We start from the raw sequence: 17,692 nt of genomic DNA on the forward strand, positions 1-17,692 counted from the left end.
TGGGCGACCGCGTCGTGACCTGGGTGGGCCTAGAGGGGGGCGGGGCTCGTCTCGCGCAGCAGGGCTTCGAGTTCGGCGACGGTCGGGTGGCTGAGGATGTCCGCGGCGGACACCTCCACGCCCAGTTCGGCGCCGATGCGGCCGGCGAGCCGGATCGCCTGAAGGGATTCGCCGCCCAGCTCGAAGAAGCTGTCGTGGGGGCCGACCGCGTCGAGGCCGAGCGCGCGGGCGAACAGGTCGCACAGCAGTCGCCGGCCCGGCGTGAGGTCGTCGGGGGCGGGCGCCGGGGCGGGCCGCGCGGGGGCGGGCAGCGCGGCACGGTCCAGCTTGCCGTTGGGGGTCAGGGGCAGGGCGGCGAGCTCGACGAAGGCGGCGGGCACCATGTAGTCGGGCAGCAGCGCGGCGACCGCGGCGCGCAGGCCGTCGGCAGAGACACCGGCGGGCCCGGGCACCACGTAGGCGACGAGCAGCTTGCCCTCGCCGAGGGCGTCGTCCCGGGCGACGACGGCGGCGTCCGCCACCCCGTCCAGGCGGCCCAGCACGTGCTCCACCTCGCCCGGTTCGACCAGGTGGCCGCGGATCTTGACCTGGTCGCCGAGGCGTCCGGCGAACTCCAGCTGCCCGTCGGCGGTGCGCCGCATGAGGTCGCCGGTGCGGTACATGCGGGTGCCGTCGGGGCCGGTGACGAAGCGGTCCGCGGTCAGGGCGGCGTCGCGGTGGTAGCCGCGGGCCAGCCGGTCCCCGGTGACGTACAGCTCGCCGGCCTCCCCGTCGGGCACGGGGGCGAGGCCGGGCCCGAGCAGCCGGAACCCGACGCCGTCCATCGGCCGGCCCACGGGGACCGGGCCGTCCGGCGGGCCGGAGGCGGTCATCGTGGTGTGCGCGGCGAAGGCGGTGAGTTCGGTGGCGCCGTACATGGCCCGTACGACGGTGTCGGGGCAGGCGTCCAGCACGCGCCGTACGGCCGCCGGGGCGACGACGTCGCCGCCGGTGAGCACCTCGCGGACCGGGGCGAAGATCCCGGGCGCCTCCTGGGCGAAGACGCGGAAGAGGCCGGCCGTCACGTGCAGGGCGGTGACGCCCTCGTCCGCGAGGAGCCGCCGGACGGTGGCCACGTCGGGTTCGCCCGGCGGGGCCAGCACGATGCGGCCGCCGTTCAGCAGCGGCACCCAGATCTCGTACGCGGAGACACCGAAGGCGTAGGGGGCCAGGGACAGGATCCGGCGGTGCGCCGGGCCCCAGGAGCTGTCGGCGGCGAACGCGAGGACGCCGCGGTGGGTGACCTCCACGCCCTTGGGTTCGCCGGTGGATCCGGAGGTGTGGATGACGCAGGCCACGGCGTCGGGTCCGGACGCGACGCCCGGGTCGGTGGCCGGGGAGGCGGCGACCGCCGGGTCGGTGGCGGGTTCGACGACCGCGCCGGCCTTCGGCAGTCCGCGCTCGCGCATGACGGCGTCGGTCAGCAGGACGGGCGCGCCGGCCCGGTCGGTGATGTGCTGCAGCCGTGCGAGCGGCTGGGAGCTGTGCAGGGGCAGACAGGTGCCGCCGGCCTTCAGCACCGCGAGCAGGGCGGTCACGACGTCCGGCGAGCGCTGCATCAGCACGGCGACCGGGTCGCCCGGGCGCACGCCGAGGGCGATCAGCCGGTGCGCGAGCCGGTTGGCGCGCTCGTCGAGCCGGCGGTACGTCAGGGCGGTGCCGTCCAGGGGCGCCGAGACGGCCACCGCGTCCGGCGTGGAGTTCACCCGCTCGGCGAACTGCTGCTGAATCGATGTGCTGACCAAGGCGTTGTCCCATCCGATCGGCCCCTACGGCGGACGGCGGACCCGCCGTGCCCCCGGCTCTGCCGGAACGGTCACACAGCGGCGCGGGACGCGGCATCTCCTGGATTGCCGCGCCCCGCGCCGCCGCGCACGACGCGCGTACTTGGTCAGGTCGGCGGCTCAGCCGATGTCGAGTCCGGCGGTGAACCAGGCCTCGGCGGCCCGGATGCGGGCCTCGCACTCGGCCCGGTCCCGGCCCGCGATCACGAAGGCGGCGAGGAAGTCCCCCGAGTGGGAGGCCTCCGCCACCTCCTCCCCCGGCCGGGCGTACGTCGTGTACTTGAGGACGCCCGGCGGCAGGGTCGCCGGGTCGGGCAGGGCGCGCAGCACGCCCGGCCGCTTGGTGAACAGCAGCTGCCCGGCGATCCGCCCGGGGTCCGCCCGGCCCTCGTGGTCCACGGGCAGGCCCAGCTGGCGGCGCACCGGGTACTCCATGGGGTCGAAGCCGAACAGGGCCCGCTGGACGTCGCGGACGCCGGCCCCGCCCGCCCGTGAGGCGGCCTCGCACAGGACGAGTTCGTCGTCGTCCGTGTGGAACACCTCGATGTGGAAGGCGAAGTGGTCGGGTCCGCCGAAGGCGTCCAGGACGGCCTCGCCGAACGCGGTGAGCCTGCGGGCGAGCGGGTCGGTGGTGTCCAGGGCGATGTCGACCCGGCCCGCGCGGTCGCGGAAGTTCGCCAGCGCGTACAGGTAGCGGGAGGGCCACAGGGTGGCGATCCGCCCGTCCAGGACGGTGCCGTCGACGTGGCACATGGAGCCCTCGACGAACGTCTCGGCCAGCCACTGCGGCTCACCGTCCGGGCCGGTCAGCCCGGCGGTGGCGGGCCACGCGGTCAGTTCCTCCTCGGTGCGCAGGATCGCCACGCCGACGGACAGGGCGCCGCGGCGCGGCTTGACCACCACGGGCAGCCCGTGGCGGCCCGCGAAGGCGGTGAGGTCGCCGGGCGTGCGCAGCAGGGTGTGGTCGGCGACCTTGATGCCGGCCCGTACGGCGGCCTGCTTCATCTCCCACTTGTCGCGGTATACCAGCGCGGTGTCCGGCCGCTGGCCCGGCAGGCCGTGGCGTTCGCGCAGCTCGGCGGCGCGCTCGATGTCGAACTCCTGGCAGGCCACCACGTCCGTGACGCCGAACTCCTCGATGAGTTCGGCGGCCCGTTCGACGACGCGGGGGCTGGTGTCGTAGTCGGGCAGCACCTCGGCGTGCAGGTAGGGCGCGGTGGTGGGCAGGTCCTCGCCGAACAGGGCGAGCTGCTCGGCCGAACCGAGCAGGACGATCTTCTCCTCCCCGTCGGCGAGCCACCGCTCGTAGGGGTTGGCCCGCAGGGAGCCTCGGTGCAGGACCAGGACGGTCATGAGGGGGTCCCTTCGTTGAAGACGCTGACGTAGCGCTCACCGGTGTCGGGCAGGATCGTGACGACGGACTTGCCGGTGGTCTCCGCCCGCCGGGCCAGGAGGGTCGCCGCGTACACGGCGGCTCCGGAGGAGACCCCCGCGAACAGGCCCTGTTCGCGCACCAGGGCGAGGGCGGTCTCCAGGGCGGCCTCGTCCGGGCAGGTGATCACCTCGTCGATGAGGTCCACGTCGGTGGTGGGCGACACGAAACCCCCGTTGAGGCCGGGGATGCGGTGGCTGCCCGCGTACCCCCGGGACAGCACCGGGGAGTTCTCGGGTTCCACGGCGACGATGCGCAGGCCGGGGTTGCGCTCCCGCAGGTAGCGTCCGGCGCCGGTGAGGGTGCCGCCGGTGCCGACGCCCACGACGAGCACGTCGACGCGGCCGCCGGTGTCGGCCCAGATCTCCGGTCCGGTGCTCTCGTAGTGGGCGCGGACGTTGTCGGGGTTCTCGTGCTGGCGCACGTACCAGGACCGGGGGGTCGCGGCCTGGATCTCCTCGGCCTTGGCGATGGCGCCCGCGAACCGTTCGGCGCTGGGCGTCTGCACGACCTCGGCGCCCAGCGCGTGCAGCAGGCCGATCCTTTCGGGGGTGGCGCTGTCGGGCAGGACGACGACGCAGCGGTAGCCGCGCCGGGCGGCCATGGCCGCCAGCGCGATGCCGGTGTTGCCCGAGGTGGACTCCACCACGGTGCTGCCGGGGGCGAGGTCGCCGCGTTCCTCGGCGCCGCGCAGCATCGCCAGGGCGGCGCGGTCCTTGCTGCTGGCGAAGGGGTTGGCGGACTCCAGTTTGGCGAGCACCTCGGCGCCGGGCGCGGCCCCGGCGACGGCGAGGCGGACCAGTGGGGTGCCGCCGATGAGCTCTTCGAGCCCGTCGGCGACCCTGCGTTCGGTGCGGACGGCGGTGGTCACGGCAGTCTCCAGGAGGGCGTGGGGCGGGCGGGAAGGGGGCGGTGCGCCCCGCGGCCGCTCACCAGGAGCCGGCCGAGGCGAGCAGGCGGACGGCGTCGAGGGCCGGCGGCGCGGACCGCGCCGGGTGCGTGCCCTCGGGGGCCGGGTCGGGCGCGGGGCGGACGACCGAGCGGGCCGCGTAGACGCGGGCGCCGGCCGGGACGTCGTCCATGACGGTGGCCATGGCCCCGATCAGGCAGTCGTCGCCGACCGTGACGGGGCCGAGCACGGTGGCGTTGGCGCCGAGGACGACCCGGTCGCCGACCACCGGGTGCCGCCGGGCGCCGGGCGGCCGCGCGTTGTCGGCCCACCAGCCGACGGCCCCCAGCGTGACCTGCTGGTAGATCGTCACGTCGTCGCCTACGACGGCCGTCTGCCCGATCACGACGGACGCGCCGTGGTCGATGAAGACCCGCCGGCCCAGCCGCGCGCCGGGGTGGATCTCGACCCCGGTGCGGCGGCGCGCGATCCGGGCGACGGCGCGCGCGGCCCAGCGGGTCCGGCCGCGGTGCAGCCGGTGCGCGACGCGGTGCGCCCACAGGGCCGACAGGCCCGTGTGCCCGAGCGCCTCCCAGCGGCCGCCGAGGGACGGGTCCCGTTCGACGACGACGCCGAGGTCCTCGCGCAGGGTGGGCAGCAGTCCTCGTCGTTCGGACATGGTGGTCAACTCCTCCTGGTCGTGCGGGGGCGGGCCCGCTCAGGCCGCGCGCAGCCCTTCGGGGGCGGCCGGGGCGACGTCGACGCGGATCTCCTCGCGGACCAGGTGCTCGCACAGCCGGACCGCGCTGTCGGGGTCGGCGGCCGTGACCGCGACGCTGCCGAGCCGGTCCCAGTTGTCGCGCAGCTCGCGGACGGTGTCGCCGGGCTTGACGGACACCTGGGCGAGCAGCACGTCGGGCCGGGCGGCGACGTCCTCGACGCCGTGCACGGCGGTGACGGTGCCGGGGTCGCGCAGCACGAAACGGGTGACGGCCGCGGCAGTGGGCTCGGGCGGTGCGGACAGCGGCTCGGTCAGGCCGAGCGGCCAGGCGGCCCCGTAGGCGATCAGGTCGATGCCGTAGGCGGCGCGGACCAGGTCGGGGATGTGCCCGCCGCCGAGCCGGTTGTGGGACTCGATGACCACGGGGCCGCGGGCGGAGAGCCGGATCTCGGTGTGGGCGGGGCCGTCCGTGACGTCCATGGCGGTCAGGAAGTCCTCGACCGCGGTGACGAGCCGGGCCCGGTCCGTCGCGGGGAGCCGGGCGGGCACCACGTGGCCGAGTTCCGCGAAGTGGGCGTCGTCGGTGAGCTTCTCGGTGACGGCGACGACGACGTGCCGGCCGGCGAAGCTGAGCGACTCGACGCTGAACTCGGGGCCGTCGATGTAGGACTCCATGAGGAAGCCGTCGACGGTGAACATGGTGGAGCCGCGGTCGGTGCGTCCGCCGTCGAGCGTGCGGATCCGCGCCCAGGCGGCGTCGAGGTCCTGCGGGCCCTCCACCCGCAGCAGGCCGAATCCGGCGGTGGTGGAGACGGGTTTGACGATGAAGGGGTAGCCGGCCCGCTCGCCGAAGTCCGCCAGGGAGCCGGGGCCGTCGACGAGGCCGTGCTCGGGGACGGGCAGCCCGCGCTCGGCGAGGTGCCGGCGCATCAGGTACTTGTCGCGCATCCGGCGGCTCACCTCGTACCGCCGGCCGTCGCTCAGCCCGAACCGGTCGGACAGCCGGGCGGCGGGGTCGAGACCGGGTTCGGTGAGGGAGACCACCGCGTCGGCGCCGTAGACGGCGCGGGCGGCCTCGGCGAACGGCCGTACGGTCTCCCAGTCGGTGTAGTCCAGCATCAGCAGGGCGTGGGCGGTGCGGGTCTGGTACGGCGTGATCTTGTCGGGGTGCTGGATCAGGACGATCCGTGCCCCGAGCGCGTCGAAGCGCTCCAGGTGGGCGTCGACGCCGCCGATCAGCAGCACGGTCGGGGCAGGGCTCAACGCGGGGTTCCCTTCGAGGTGACGGCTTCGCGCACGTCGGCGCCGAGCAGGGAGCGCACGCGGGCGACGCGCTCCTCGGCCTCGGCCGGTGACTGGGCGTCGACGACGACGTAGCCGTGGCGGGTGGCGGAGTCGGTGGTGGGCGGCAGTTCGTCCCCGGGGGCGAACGGGAAGTGCAGGGTGTGCACGTAGGGCAGGGCCCGTACGGCGTCGAGGCCGCGGACCTCCGCCAGGCGCCCCGGCGGCAGCAGGAAGAAACCGACGGACGCGGTGTGCAGCGCCGTGGGCGGTGCGGTGGCGGCCCCCGCGAGGGTGCGGAAGATCTCCGCCTCGATGTCGTACCCGGTGGCGGTCTCGATCAGCTGCGGGATGCGGTCCCCGCCCAGCCGTGTCTGGGACTCCACGACGCGCGGACCGTGCTCGGTGAGGATCACCTCCGTGTGCGCCGGCCCGAAGACCAGGCCGGCCGCGTCGAGCAGCCGGGTCACCAGGGTGCGGACGGCCTCGTCGTCGGCGGGAGCGAGCGGCGCCGGGTGGATGTGGGAGGTCTCGACGAACAGCGGTGCGCCGGTGGTGCGCTTGGCGGTGATGCCGATGACGTGGTGCGTCCCGCCGGTGGACAGGGTCTCGACGCTGAACTCCGGTCCCCCCAGGTACTCCTCGACCAGGTACGGGCCGGTGTGTCCCGCGGCGGTGACGCGCCCGGCCCACTCGTCGAGGTCGGCGGCGTCCCGGATGAGGGCGATGCCGCGGCTCCCGGACAGCCGGGTGGGCTTGACCACGACGGGCAGCGGCAGGCGTGCGACGGCGGCGGCGACCGCCTCGACGGTGGGGGCGGCCTCGCTGAGCACGGGCGAGATCCCGTGCTCGGCGAGCAGGGCGCGCAGCGCCGCCTTGTCGTTGAGGCGGTGCACGGCGGCGGCCGGGTTGGGCGACAGGCCGAGCGCCTCCGCTTCGGCCACGACCGGGCCCATGCTGCTCTCCGCGCCCAGGTGCAGCACGGTGCCGATGTCGTGGGCCCGGACGGTGGCGGCGATCAGGGAGCGCAGCGCGGCCTCGTCGGAGAAGTCGGTCAGCAGCAGTTCGCGGGCGTGCTCGGCGACCGAGTCGAGATAGGCCCGCTCGCGCAGGGCCGGGTCCCAGATCGCCCACACCTCGAACCCCGCCTGCGCGGCCTTGCGGACGAACTGGCTGTAGGGCATCACCATCAGCAGGCGCTGGTTCGGCACGCCGTGTGTCATGCGGGGGCTCCGTTCTCGTAGGGCGTCTCGCAACGGCCCGTCCATCGTTTTCCGCGCCGCCTCGAAGCGGCATCTTCGCCCGTGCCATGCCCGCGACGCACGGCTGTGACCTGGGTGTTCACCCGACTTTGCCAAGTCGAACGGTGGCGTGGGCGTGCCGGGACGCCAAGAAGCCCGGCATCCCGTGCGGGGTACCGGGCTCCGTGGCGGGCGGGGCCGGCGGGGTTCAGCCCGTCAGCTGCCGGTCCAGGGCGTGCTCCGCGGCCGTCAGGGGCCGCTGCGGGCACAGGCGTTCGGGGTGCAGGGGCGCGGGGCCGGTCAGGGGCTGCCGCCGCTCGGGGAGCGGGACGGGGCCGATGAACAGCCATCCGAAGGCGGACAGGGCTTCGTAGACGGGACGGAGGAAGGGGGATCGGGGCATCGACGGTCGTCCTTCGTTCGGCGTCGGGACCGGGTGAGCGTCACCTCCCGTCCGGCCGGCGGGCATCCTCGGCCGTGCGGTCCTCGCCGGCCGCCTCCAGCGCGGTCCGCCCCCGCTCACCCAGCTCCAGCAGCAGGGCGAGTTCGACGGGCACGGTGTCCTCGCCGCGGTGGAGCATCCGGGCGGCGGCCGACAGCGCGGCGGCCGTCTTGTCGAGCCGGTCGGCCACCGGCCCGGCGTTGTGCGCCAGCAGGTCGCCGCCGGCGCCGGGGACCGCGGCGACGGCCCTGACGAGGCCGGCCAGCTCGTCGCCGGCGAGCGGCAGCAGCTCCGGGTCGAGGTCGAGCAGCCCGCCGGCCACGACGGCCGACACCACGTACGGCAGGTGGCTGACGGCGGCCACGGCCCGGTCGTGGTCCTGGGGCGTCATGTCGCGGCGGGTCGCCCCGCACAGGGCGACGAGTTCGGAGACCGCCGCGAGCGCCCACCGGGGAGTGGTGTCGTAGGGGCACAGGATCCAGGGCCGGCCGGCGAAGCGGGAGGCGGACGGTCCCGCCGCGCCCCGGGCCGGCAGCGGGTGTCCGGGGACGTAGCCCTTGAGGTCGCAGCCGCGCAGTTCGGCCTCGGCGGCGACGATGTCCTTGGTCCCCGCGGTGTCGGTGCAGACGTGGCCCAGGCCGCGGGCCTGCGCGTCGTGCAGGACGTCGACGACGGCGGACGGCGGGGTGGCGACGACGACGACGTCCGCGGGCGGACGGCTCGGGGCCCACGGTGTGCCCGCCCCCCGCCGCTGGGCCCGGGCGACCGCGTCCGGGTCCCGGTCCGCGAGGGCCACGTCGACCCCGGCCCGGGTGAGGGCCAGGGCGATCGAGGTTCCCGTGACGCCGCAGCCGATGACGACGGCGGTACGCAGGAAGGCGGGGGTCATGACGGCTCCTGGGCGGATGCGGGCGGGGCGGCCGGCGGGGTGCGGGCCCGGGACTCGGGGGTGGTGACCGTGGCGCGGCTCAGTGCTCACCGCCTCCGGAGAACTGGCCCGGACGCCGGCCCTCTCCGGCGGGTCCCCGGTAGGCCTGGGCGATGTCGAGCCACCGCTCGGCCTCCGCGCCCTCGGCCGTGAGGGCCAGGTCGTCGCGGTGGCGGCGGCGGGTGACCAGGAGGCAGAAGTCCTCGGCCGGGCCGGTGATCCGGTCGGTGGCCTCCTCGGGGCCGAAGGCCCACAGGTCGCCCGTGGGCGAGGTGACCTCGATGCGGAACGGCTCGGTGGGCGGGGTCAGACCGCGGGACAGGTAGCCGAAGTCCCGGGTGAGGAGGGCGAAGAAGACCAGGTGCCGCAGCCGCCCGGTCGGCTCGCGGCGCACCCCGAGGGCGTCCGCGATGTCCTGGCCGTGGCCGAAGACCTCCATGATGCCGGCGGACGCGAGCACGGCGGGCGGCAGCGGATTGACCAGCCACGGCACCACCTGGCCCTCCGGTACGGCGGCCAGCGCGTCGACGGACGCCCGGCCGGACGCGCGGAACCGGGCCAGCAGCTGCTCGGGCGGGAACTGGTTGAACTGGCGCAGGGCGGCGTCGACGGCCCCGTCGAAGTCGTGGGCGGCGCCGGCGGCGATGCGGGCGAAGGCCTCCGGGTCGGAGGCGGCGGTGCCGGCCAGGTGGAAGATGAAGGTCAGGTGGGCGATCTGGTCGGCGATGCGCCAGCCGGGGGCGGGCGTCGGCGTGTTCCATGCCGCTTCGTCGAGGCCCTCGACGAGACGGGCGGTCTCCTCGATGTCGGTCGCCAGGTCCTTCAGAACGTCGTTGACGCTGTTCATGGCAGAGGCTCCTTCAGGGCTGTCGTACGGGGTCGGTGGGGTGGGACGGGGGCCGGGGCGCGGGAAGCACCGGGCCCGGGTGCCTACGCGGTGCGGGTGGGCCGGGGGGTGTCGGGGGCGGGCTCCGCGAAACGGCTCGCGGTGCGGACGGCGGCGGTGAGGGACGCCCAGGCGGCGAGCTCCACGAGTTCGCGGTCGCCGGGCCGCACGCCCCGGAACGCGGTCACGTCCCCGTCGGTGATCTGGTACGGGGCGAGCGCGATGAGCAGGGCCAGCCGGGCGACGGCCCTCGGGGCGGGGTCGAGCGGTGCGACGAGGGGCTCGAGCCAGGCACGGCTCGGGCCGGGCGGCGTGCCGTCGCTCACGGCGAGTTCGGCGTGCAGCAGCTCCCGCACGGCTTCGGGGACCCAGCGTTCGGCGGCCGCGTCCACGCCGGCGACGGCGCGGGACAGGGCCCCGGCGACGGCCGGTTCGGGCCGGGCCCAGGCGAGCGCGGCCGGCAGCGGCGCGGCGGGCAGCAGGCCGAGGGCGGCTCCGGCGGTGACCGGGGCGCCGGCGTCCGGGCGCATGGCCCGCGCGACGATCCGCAGCGCCGGTCCGTGTCCGGCCCTGGGGGCCGCGGCGGGCACCGGCGAGTCGGGCAGGAACAGCAGGACCATGCGGTTGAGGTAGTGGAAGGTGACGGCGGTCGCCAGCAGTTCGGGCAGGTGACCGGCGGCGAAGGGGACGGCCCCGGGCGGGCCGCCGGCGGTGGTGAGGCCGCGGGCCCAGTCGGTGACGGCCGCGAGGGCCGGGGTGTCCGGCCCGGACAGGGTCTGCAGCTTGGCCCGGTGGACGTCGACGCAGTACGCGCACGCGTTGGCCTGGGAGACGCCGGTGGCGACGGCCTCCTTGGCGGCCCGGCCGGCCCGGCCCTCGACGAGGAGGGTCTCGCGCAGCAGCATCCAGCAGGCGGCGAGCACCTCGGGCGCCGGGGAGTGCAGCGCCAGCGGCGGTGCGAGGATCCCGAACTCCCGGCGGGCCCCCCGGTAGACGTCGGCCACCAGGCCCCGCGCCTGCTGCGGCGGGACGGCGGTGACGTGCCGGATCTGCTTGAGGGAGCCTTTCAGCATGGTTCGCACGAGCGGTCGCACCGCTGCCTCCTGGGATCGCGGGCGGGTTGCGTGAAGCAACTCACCGGGGAAGGGAAAGTCCTGTGGCGCGACCGGCCGGCCGGCGCGCGGCGCGCCCGCCGGTGCCGGTCACACGCCGGCCGGCTGCCGGACTCCCCGGCGCAGCAGGGGCAGGACCGCGTTGCGGCCGCTCTTGTGTCCGGTGGGCGCCGGGGCGCCGTAGTTCACCGCGACTCCCCTGAGCCGGGCCGCCGCCACGATGTGCGGCACCGCGCGCTCGGCCACGGCCGCGATGGTCATCGCCGGGTTGACGGTGAGCGCGCCGGGGACCGCGGAGGCGTCGGTGACGAAGACGCCGGAGTGGCCGCGCAGTTCGTTGGTGTCGTCCAGGGCGGAGGTGTGCGGGTCGTCGCCCATCCGGCAGGAGGCGAGCGGGTGCACGGTGTAGGCGCCGACCAGGTCGTTGGTCCACGGCATCACCTTGGCGAGGCCGTCCTTCTCCAGGATCTCCTTCACCTCGGCGTCGGACTGGTTCCAGCCGTGCCAGGTGTTCCTCGTCGGCCGGTAGGAGAGGTTGCCGCGGCCGAGCATCTGCTGGGAGATGCGCATCGCGTTGCCGGTCGCCGGCGGCGGGCCGAAGACGCCCTCGTTGTCGTCCTCGGTCATCGAGAAGATCGTCAGCCAGGACTTCCAGTTGCGGAGGATCTCCTTCTTCTCCCGGCCGAACCAGGTCGGCCCGGTGGCGTCGGGCACCTGGGCGAGGATGGTGCCCAGGCCCGGCGGGAAGTACAGCTGCTCCAGCGAGTAGCGGGAGTACTCCGGCAGTGAGCCGTCCAGCTTGTCCCAGCTGGCCACGGTCGGCCCCCGGCCGATCGCGTTGGCGCCGTAGGGCAGGGCTCCCTCGCCGCGGGTCAGGCCGAGGATCTCGGCGATCTTGTCCTCGTCGAGGACGGCGGTGTTGAGCCGCTCCCCGTTGCCGGAGAAGTAGCGGCCGACCGCGTGCGGCATCGTGCCGAGGTGGGTCTCGCTGCGCTGGAGGATGACCGGCGTGGCCGCGGCACCGGCCGCCATGACGACGATCTTGGCCTGGATGACGCCGGAGTCGTGGTGCAGCCGGTAGTCCTGGTCGTCGACGACGTTGTAGTGGACCCGGTAGTCCCCCTCGGCGGTCCTGGACAGGTGCTGCACCTCGTGCAGGGGCCGGATCTCGGCACCGTGGGCGATCGCGGCCGGCAGGTAGTTGACGGTGAGGGACTGCTTCGCCTCGAAGCGGCAGCCGGCCATCATGAAGTTGCAGTTGGCGCACTTGGAGTTGTCGATGGCGACGGCGAGCGGGTTGGCGGTGCGGCCGGCGTGGTGGCAGGCCGCCGCCCACAGGCCCCCGGCGTAACTGACGTCGCTCCATTCCTGCTTGGTCACCGAGAGGGATTCCTCGATCCGGTCGTACCAGGGGTCGAGGGTGTCGCGGCTGAGGGCGGAGGGCCACATGCGGCGGCCGATGCTGCCCTTGCGGTCGAAGACGAAGCGCGGGGCGCGGGGCATGGCCGCGAAGTAGACGACGCTGCCGCCGCCGACGCAGTTGCCGCCCAGCACGCTCATCCCGTCGCCGACCACGAAGTCGAAGGCGCGCGTGTAGGAGGAGCCCAGCTTGTAGTCGTGCTCGAAGTCGGAGCTGTTCAGCCAGGGCCCGCGCTCCAGCACGGTGACCTTCGCCCCGCCGGCGGCGAGGTGGTAGGCGGTGATGGCCCCGCCGAAGCCACTGCCGATGACCAGGACGTCGGTCTTCTCGATCGCGTTGCTCATGCCGGACTCCCGGTGGCGGTGGTGTCGGGGTGGAGCTCGGCCAGCTTGCGGCCGTAGCCGAAGTCCGAGAACCGCCACAGGCCGTCGGCGTCGGGGGCGGTGATGCCCATCGCCGAGAGACCGGGGTGGCCGTCCTCGATGGCCTGCGCGGTGTTCAGATGGGCCGCGGAGTCGAAGGCCATGTTGCAGAACAGGGAGAGCAGGACCCAGAAGTCCTTCTCCGGGTGGCCCGGGGTGGTCAGCCGCTGGATCAGCGTCACCCGGTCCTCGTAGCCGAGGGCCACGAAGGGCGGCACCGTGTCGTCCGGCTCCAGTCCCTCCCCGGCCGCGTAGGCCCTGGCGTGGTCGTTGACGAGACCGGCCAGGTCCTCCAGGCCCTCGGAGATGCCGGTGGCGTCCCAGCGCAGGAGGTCCAGGGCGCCGGCGGCGACCGCTCCTCCTCCCGTGCCGGCGCCGGCTATCGCCCGGTCGCCGGACCCGCGCTTCTCGCCGGGAACGATGGTGTCCGCATAGGCCTCGAGGGTGAGGGTCGCCTCGTCCCCGATGTCGACCCTGCGCTCGGGAATTCTTGCCGATGCCTGCAACGCGTCCTCCCGGTCTCGTTGGTGGATTCACCTGGGGTGTGGGGAGAACGTAGAACTGCCGAGTCTTTTCAAACAACTGACTCCCGACGGCGTTCACCGAACAGTGGGTTGCATGAATGAACTAGGCGGAGTCGACGCGTCGCCCCCGCCGCCCCGCCCAAAAGACCGTTCGATCGCCTAACGTTCCTGCCACGTATTCCTCTTCTGCGAGAAACAGGACCTGTTTCGTGCGAAGAGGAGGCACGCCGGAACAATTCGTACCGGTCCAGGGGGTGGCAGGTTGGAAAGCGACAAGGCTTTGGAGCTGCCGACGAACTACACCCAGCGGGTCCGTATCGTCGCTCTGCTCCCGGCCGACTCCCCCCGGCTCAACGGAGTCGACCACGCGCACGTGCAGCGCCTCGCCGACATCCTCGCCTCACTGCCGCCGATCCTGGTCCACCGTCCGACGATGCGGATCGTCGACGGCTCGCACCGGGTGGCCGCCGCCGCCCTGATGGGACAGGACGCCGTCGAGGTGCACTACTTCGACGGACCCGAGAAGGACACCTTCCTGCGCTCGGTGTCCGCGAACATCGCCCACGGGCTGCCGCTGTCGACGGCCGACCGCAAGGCCGCCGCCGAACGCATCCTGCGCTCCCACGCGGACCTCTCCGACCGGGCCGTGGCCACCTGCACCGGGCTCGACCCCAAGACGGTCGCGGCCGTGCGGCGCAGTTCAACCGAGGGGACTCCGCAGTCGAACACGCGGGTGGGCAGCGACGGCAAGGACCACCCGCTGGACCGCACGCTGGAACGCCTGCGCGCCGCGGAACTCATGACCAGCGAGCCGGACCTGCCGCTGCGGGCCGTCGCCGAGCGGTCGGGCCTGTCGCTGGGCACCGCCCACGACGTCCGCAGGCGTCTCCAGCGCGGCGAGACCCCGGTACCGAGCCGGCGGCGCGGCAAGGAGCCGGAGGGCGGGACACCGCAGGCCGGTGCCGTCCCGGCCGCCCTGGCGGACCGGGCGCCGGCGCACACCGCGCCCGGCCGTCCGGCGGGCGCCCGCCCGGCCGCCGGCGGACGCAGCCGCACCCCGCTGGAGACGCTCCGCAACCTCGCCGCCGACCCGTCGCTGCGCCAGTCCGAGTCCGGGCGCCACTTCCTGCGCTGGCTGCACACCCACTTCGTGGTGGACGAGGCATGGCGGCAGCAGGCGGGCGCCGTACCCCCGCACTGCACGGCCACCGTGGCCGAACTGGCTCTGCAGTGCTCGCACACCTGGCGCAGGTTCGCCGAGGACCTGGCCAGCCGCCGCCTGACCGACATGGGGCCCGCCGGCACCGTTCGGACCGCGCCGCCGCCCCGGAACTGAAAGGCGCGGCATCGCCATTCTCGACCACAGGGAGAAACGGTGACCTCCACCACGATCGAGCGTGCAGTCCACAGGGTGATCGACGATATGCAGGCCAATCTCGGCCAGGATCTCACCATCGACGACATGGCGCGCACCGCGATGTTCAGCAAGTTTCATTTCACCCGGGTATTCCGGGATGTGACGGGCACGTCCCCCGGGCGTTTCCTCTCCGCGCTCCGGCTCCAGGAGGCGAAACGCCTTCTGGTCGACACCACGTTCAGCGTCGCCGACATCAGCAGTCAGGTGGGCTACAGCAGCGTGGGCACCTTCAGTTCCCGGTTCAAGGCCTGTGTGGGTGTTTCCCCGAGCGTGTTCAGGGAGCTCGGCGGATTCACGTCCGCCATCGACCCCGCGGGCGACGGGGACGACGGGCCGCGCACCACCCTGCGCGGGCAGGTGTCGCTGGCCGAGGGCCGCTCCCCCGGGCACTGTTTCGTCGGGCTCTTCCCCACGCCGGTCCCCCAGGGGCAGCCGGTGCGCTGCACCGTCCTGGACGGTCCCGGATCCTTCGAGATGCACGACGTCCCGGCCGGCACCTGGTACCTGCTCGTCCACTCCGTCCCGTACGGCAGTGAGCACCTCCCCTCGGGGACGGCGGACGGGGACACCGTCTCCGTCGGCCGCTACGGACCGGTCACCGCGCACGCGGACACCGCGCTGCTGCCCGCCGAGATCACGCTGCGCCCGGTCGGGGCGCTGGACCCGCCGGTGCTGATGGCCCTGCTCGACCTGCGGAACAACGCGCTGGAGCAAGCCGTCGGCTGACCGGCCGCGTCGCACCGCACAGGGGGAGGGCCACGGTCGTGACCGTGGCCCTCCCCCTGTGCGGTGCTCCGTGCCGAGCGCGTCAGCCGGCCTCCCGAACGGTCATCGGCAGCCCGCCGCGCATCCGCAGGGACATCATCGGCTCCGCCACGCCCCGGTGCCCCGGCACGACGTCCAGGTCCAGGTCCCGGGTGACCAGCGCGGTGACGAAGACGGCCTCCATCATCCCGAGGCCGCTGCCCACGCAGAAGCGGGGTCCGGCGCCGAAGGGGATGTAGGCGTAGCGGGGGCGGTTGGCGGCCCGCGCCGCGTCGAAGCGGCCCGGGTCGAACCGCTCCGGGTCGTCCCACAGGTCGGGGTGGCGGTGCAGGGTGTAGGGGCAGACCAGGACGTCCGCCCCCGCCGCGACACCGAAGCCGCCCACCTCGTCGGCCCCCTGGGCGATGCGCGGCAGGATCCACACCGGCGGGTACAGCCGCATGGCCTCCTGGACGACCTGGGTGGTGTACGTCAGTTTGTGCAGGTCGTCGGCGTCCGGCAGGCGGCCGTCGGCGAGGACCGCGCGGGCCTCGTCACGCAGCAGGTCGCGCACGTGCGGGTGGCGCGCCAGCAGGAACAGGGTCCATCCCAGCGTGCTCGCCGTCGTCTCGTGCCCGGCCAGGAGCAGGGTGACGAGTTCCTCGCGCAGGCGCCGGCGCCCCACGGCCGGGTCGTCGTGGCGGCGCGCGGCGAGGATCATCCGGGCGAACGCGTCGTCACCGGGATCGTCCCCGTCCATCCGGGCGGCCCGGTCGGCGACCAGTGCGTCGACGGTCCGGGTCAGCTCCCTGCGGGCCCTGCGGAACCGCCGCTGCGTGCCCAGCGGCACCCAGGTCGGCACCAGTCCCTGCGTCACCATGTCGAACATGGCCTGGTCCTGGACCGCCTCGAAGGCGTGGGCGATGCCGTCGTGGCCGTCCAGGGACGTGTCCATGAGGGTGCGGCCCAGCACGCCGAGGGTCAGTCCGGTGACCTCCGTGAGCACGTCGACCGGCCCCCGCCCGGCCCGGGTGCGCAGCAGGTCGACGAGCGCGGCCGCCTCCCGGGCGACCGCTCCCGCCTGCTCGGCGATCCGCCGGGGCCGGAACGCGGGCTGGACGGTGGCACGCTGGGCCCGCCACAGCTCGCCCTCGCTGGTGAGCAGCCCGTCCCCGAGGATCTTGCGGGACTCCACCAGGCCGATGCCCTTGTGGTAGTTGGCGGCGTTGTCGGCCAGGACGTGCTTGGCGTAGTCGGGCCGGTTGAAGATGTACATCTTCTTCGGCCCCATGGAGACCCGCACGGCGTCGGAGAGCCGGGCGGCGTCCTCCATCATGCCGAGCCGGTCCACGGCGAGCTTGCGCAGCAGCCCGGGCAGGGCCCACACCGGCGGGCCCGGGGGGTGCACACCCATGTCACACCTCCGGGGCCCGGTCGGCGAGCTGCCGGAAACGGCCGCCGTGGAACACCAGCGGCTCGCGCCCCGGCGCCTCGTCCAGGGCGAGCACCCGCCCGAGGAAGATCGCGTGGTCGCCGCCGTCGTACGTCCGCCAGGTCGCGCACTCGAAGTGGGCCGCCGCCCCCGCGATCAGGGGGGCGTCGCTCTCCCGGCCGGGCAGCGAGCCGACGGCGTCGAACTGCTGCGCGCCGGCGGGCCGGGAGCGGCTGGCGAAGTACCGGGCCACGTCCTCCTGTCCGGAGGCCAGGACCGACACGGCGAACCGGTCGGTCTCGGCGAGGCTGCGGTACATGCCGGCGTCCCTGCCGACGCACAGCAGCACGAGCGGCGGATCGAGGGAGACGGAGGTGAACGAATTGGCGGTCATGCCCCGCGGGGAGGCGCCGCCGGCCGTCACCACGGTCACCCCCGTGGCGAACGTCCCGAAGGCCCGCCGCAGCCGCGTGGCGTCGCCGGCGGCGGCGGTCCACGGCGGTGCGGCGGTCAGCGGGCTCATGCGGTCCGCCCCGTCAGCGAGGTGGGCCGCACCGCGTAGGGCCGCAGCGCGCGGGCCAGGGGCTCGGGGATGAGCGAGGGGACCGTGTTGGTGTTGGGACCGCGCATGCAGGCGATGCGCTGGCGGCCGCGGGCCACCGGGATCTCGGCGCCGCCGGTGACCTTGACGTAGTCGAAGGTGAACTCCAGCTGAGTCTGGCCCAGTTCGGACAGGCGCATCCGGACGGACAGCTCGTCGAACGCGGTGATCTCGGCGAAGAACTCGCAGTCCACCTTCAGCGTGAACAGCTTGAGGTCGTCCTGGAGGTCCGCCAGGACCTCGGGCGCCTTCTCCTGGAGGAACATCTCCCGGCAACGCCCCTGCCATCGCAGATAGTTGACGTAGTAGACGTTGCCGACGAGGTTGGTCTCCTCGAAGCCGACGGTGTGCCGGTACTCGAAGTAGTCATCCACCAT

The 17,692-nt window shown here is 74.3% G+C and carries 17 protein-coding genes; 2 read left to right on the forward strand and 15 right to left on the reverse strand.

Annotated elements, in window-relative coordinates; translation table 11 throughout:
• Window positions 1–29: 29 nt before the first annotated feature.
• From IE172_RS26130 to IE172_RS26185, 12 genes are all read right to left on the reverse strand, one after another.
• Entirely contained in the window at window positions 30–1,784 is a 1,755-nt protein-coding gene (locus tag IE172_RS26130; protein ID WP_190099765.1) for a non-ribosomal peptide synthetase, read from the reverse strand.
• A gap of 159 nt (window positions 1,785–1,943) precedes the next feature.
• The gene (locus IE172_RS26135; protein WP_190099766.1) at window positions 1,944–3,176 is read right to left on the reverse strand and encodes an ATP-grasp domain-containing protein; all 1,233 of its coding nucleotides are present in this window, start codon (window positions 3,174–3,176) and stop codon (window positions 1,944–1,946) included.
• Window positions 3,173–4,126: a cysteine synthase A gene (gene cysK, locus IE172_RS26140; protein WP_190099767.1), complete on the reverse strand. Its 954-nt coding sequence runs from the start codon at window positions 4,124–4,126 to the stop codon at window positions 3,173–3,175. Before cysK ends, IE172_RS26135 begins: the two co-directional genes overlap by 4 nt.
• A gap of 58 nt (window positions 4,127–4,184) precedes the next feature.
• Window positions 4,185–4,823 (reverse strand): serine O-acetyltransferase EpsC, encoded by a 639-nt coding sequence (epsC, locus tag IE172_RS26145; protein ID WP_190099768.1) that lies wholly within the window; start codon window positions 4,821–4,823, stop codon window positions 4,185–4,187.
• Between the two features lie 39 nt (window positions 4,824–4,862).
• Entirely contained in the window at window positions 4,863–6,128 is a 1,266-nt protein-coding gene (locus tag IE172_RS26150; protein ID WP_190099769.1) for an ATP-grasp domain-containing protein, read from the reverse strand.
• Window positions 6,125–7,369 carry an ATP-grasp domain-containing protein gene (locus IE172_RS26155; RefSeq protein ID WP_190099770.1) on the reverse strand — a complete coding sequence of 415 codons (1,245 nt, stop codon included), beginning with the start codon at window positions 7,367–7,369 and terminating at the stop codon, window positions 6,125–6,127. Before IE172_RS26155 ends, IE172_RS26150 begins: the two co-directional genes overlap by 4 nt.
• A gap of 226 nt (window positions 7,370–7,595) precedes the next feature.
• Window positions 7,596–7,790, reverse strand: coding sequence for a DUF6059 family protein (locus IE172_RS26160; RefSeq protein WP_190099771.1), 195 nt, complete (start codon window positions 7,788–7,790; stop codon window positions 7,596–7,598).
• A gap of 40 nt (window positions 7,791–7,830) precedes the next feature.
• Window positions 7,831–8,718, reverse strand: coding sequence for a prephenate dehydrogenase/arogenate dehydrogenase family protein (locus tag IE172_RS26165; RefSeq protein WP_190099772.1), 888 nt, complete (start codon window positions 8,716–8,718; stop codon window positions 7,831–7,833).
• A 79-nt stretch (window positions 8,719–8,797) separates the two neighbouring features.
• Window positions 8,798–9,604 (reverse strand): TIGR03084 family metal-binding protein, encoded by an 807-nt coding sequence (locus IE172_RS26170; RefSeq protein ID WP_190099773.1) that lies wholly within the window; start codon window positions 9,602–9,604, stop codon window positions 8,798–8,800.
• A gap of 83 nt (window positions 9,605–9,687) precedes the next feature.
• The gene (locus IE172_RS26175; protein ID WP_190099774.1) at window positions 9,688–10,716 is read right to left on the reverse strand and encodes a carboxymuconolactone decarboxylase family protein; all 1,029 of its coding nucleotides are present in this window, start codon (window positions 10,714–10,716) and stop codon (window positions 9,688–9,690) included.
• A 129-nt stretch (window positions 10,717–10,845) separates the two neighbouring features.
• Window positions 10,846–12,519 (reverse strand): FAD-dependent oxidoreductase, encoded by a 1,674-nt coding sequence (locus IE172_RS26180; RefSeq protein ID WP_190099775.1) that lies wholly within the window; start codon window positions 12,517–12,519, stop codon window positions 10,846–10,848.
• Window positions 12,516–13,103: a DUF5987 family protein gene (locus tag IE172_RS26185; protein WP_190099776.1), complete on the reverse strand. Its 588-nt coding sequence runs from the start codon at window positions 13,101–13,103 to the stop codon at window positions 12,516–12,518. Before IE172_RS26185 ends, IE172_RS26180 begins: the two co-directional genes overlap by 4 nt.
• 304 nt (window positions 13,104–13,407) lie before the next feature.
• Here IE172_RS26185 and IE172_RS26190 point away from each other — a divergent pair, with 304 nt between their 5' ends.
• Window positions 13,408–14,457 (forward strand): ParB/RepB/Spo0J family partition protein, encoded by a 1,050-nt coding sequence (locus IE172_RS26190; RefSeq protein WP_190099851.1) that lies wholly within the window; start codon window positions 13,408–13,410, stop codon window positions 14,455–14,457.
• 39 nt (window positions 14,458–14,496) lie between these two features.
• Entirely contained in the window at window positions 14,497–15,264 is a 768-nt protein-coding gene (locus IE172_RS26195; protein WP_190099777.1) for a helix-turn-helix domain-containing protein, read from the forward strand.
• Window positions 15,265–15,346: 82 nt separating this feature from the next.
• Here IE172_RS26195 and IE172_RS26200 read toward each other — a convergent pair whose 3' ends face one another.
• Genes IE172_RS26200 through IE172_RS26210 form a run of 3 tightly spaced genes read right to left on the reverse strand, consistent with a single transcriptional unit; the run spans window position 15,347 to window position 17,692 of the window.
• Window positions 15,347–16,696, reverse strand: coding sequence for a cytochrome P450 (locus IE172_RS26200; RefSeq protein ID WP_190099778.1), 1,350 nt, complete (start codon window positions 16,694–16,696; stop codon window positions 15,347–15,349).
• Between the two features lies 1 nt (window position 16,697).
• Window positions 16,698–17,237, reverse strand: coding sequence for a flavin reductase family protein (locus tag IE172_RS26205; protein ID WP_190099779.1), 540 nt, complete (start codon window positions 17,235–17,237; stop codon window positions 16,698–16,700).
• Window positions 17,234–17,692 carry an acyl-CoA thioesterase gene (locus IE172_RS26210; RefSeq protein WP_228969414.1) on the reverse strand — a complete coding sequence of 153 codons (459 nt, stop codon included), beginning with the start codon at window positions 17,690–17,692 and terminating at the stop codon, window positions 17,234–17,236. The genes IE172_RS26205 and IE172_RS26210 overlap by 4 nt, the downstream gene beginning before the upstream one ends.

This window comes from Streptomyces griseoflavus (assembly GCF_014649995.1).
GTDB lineage: Bacteria > Actinomycetota > Actinomycetes > Streptomycetales > Streptomycetaceae > Streptomyces > Streptomyces griseoflavus.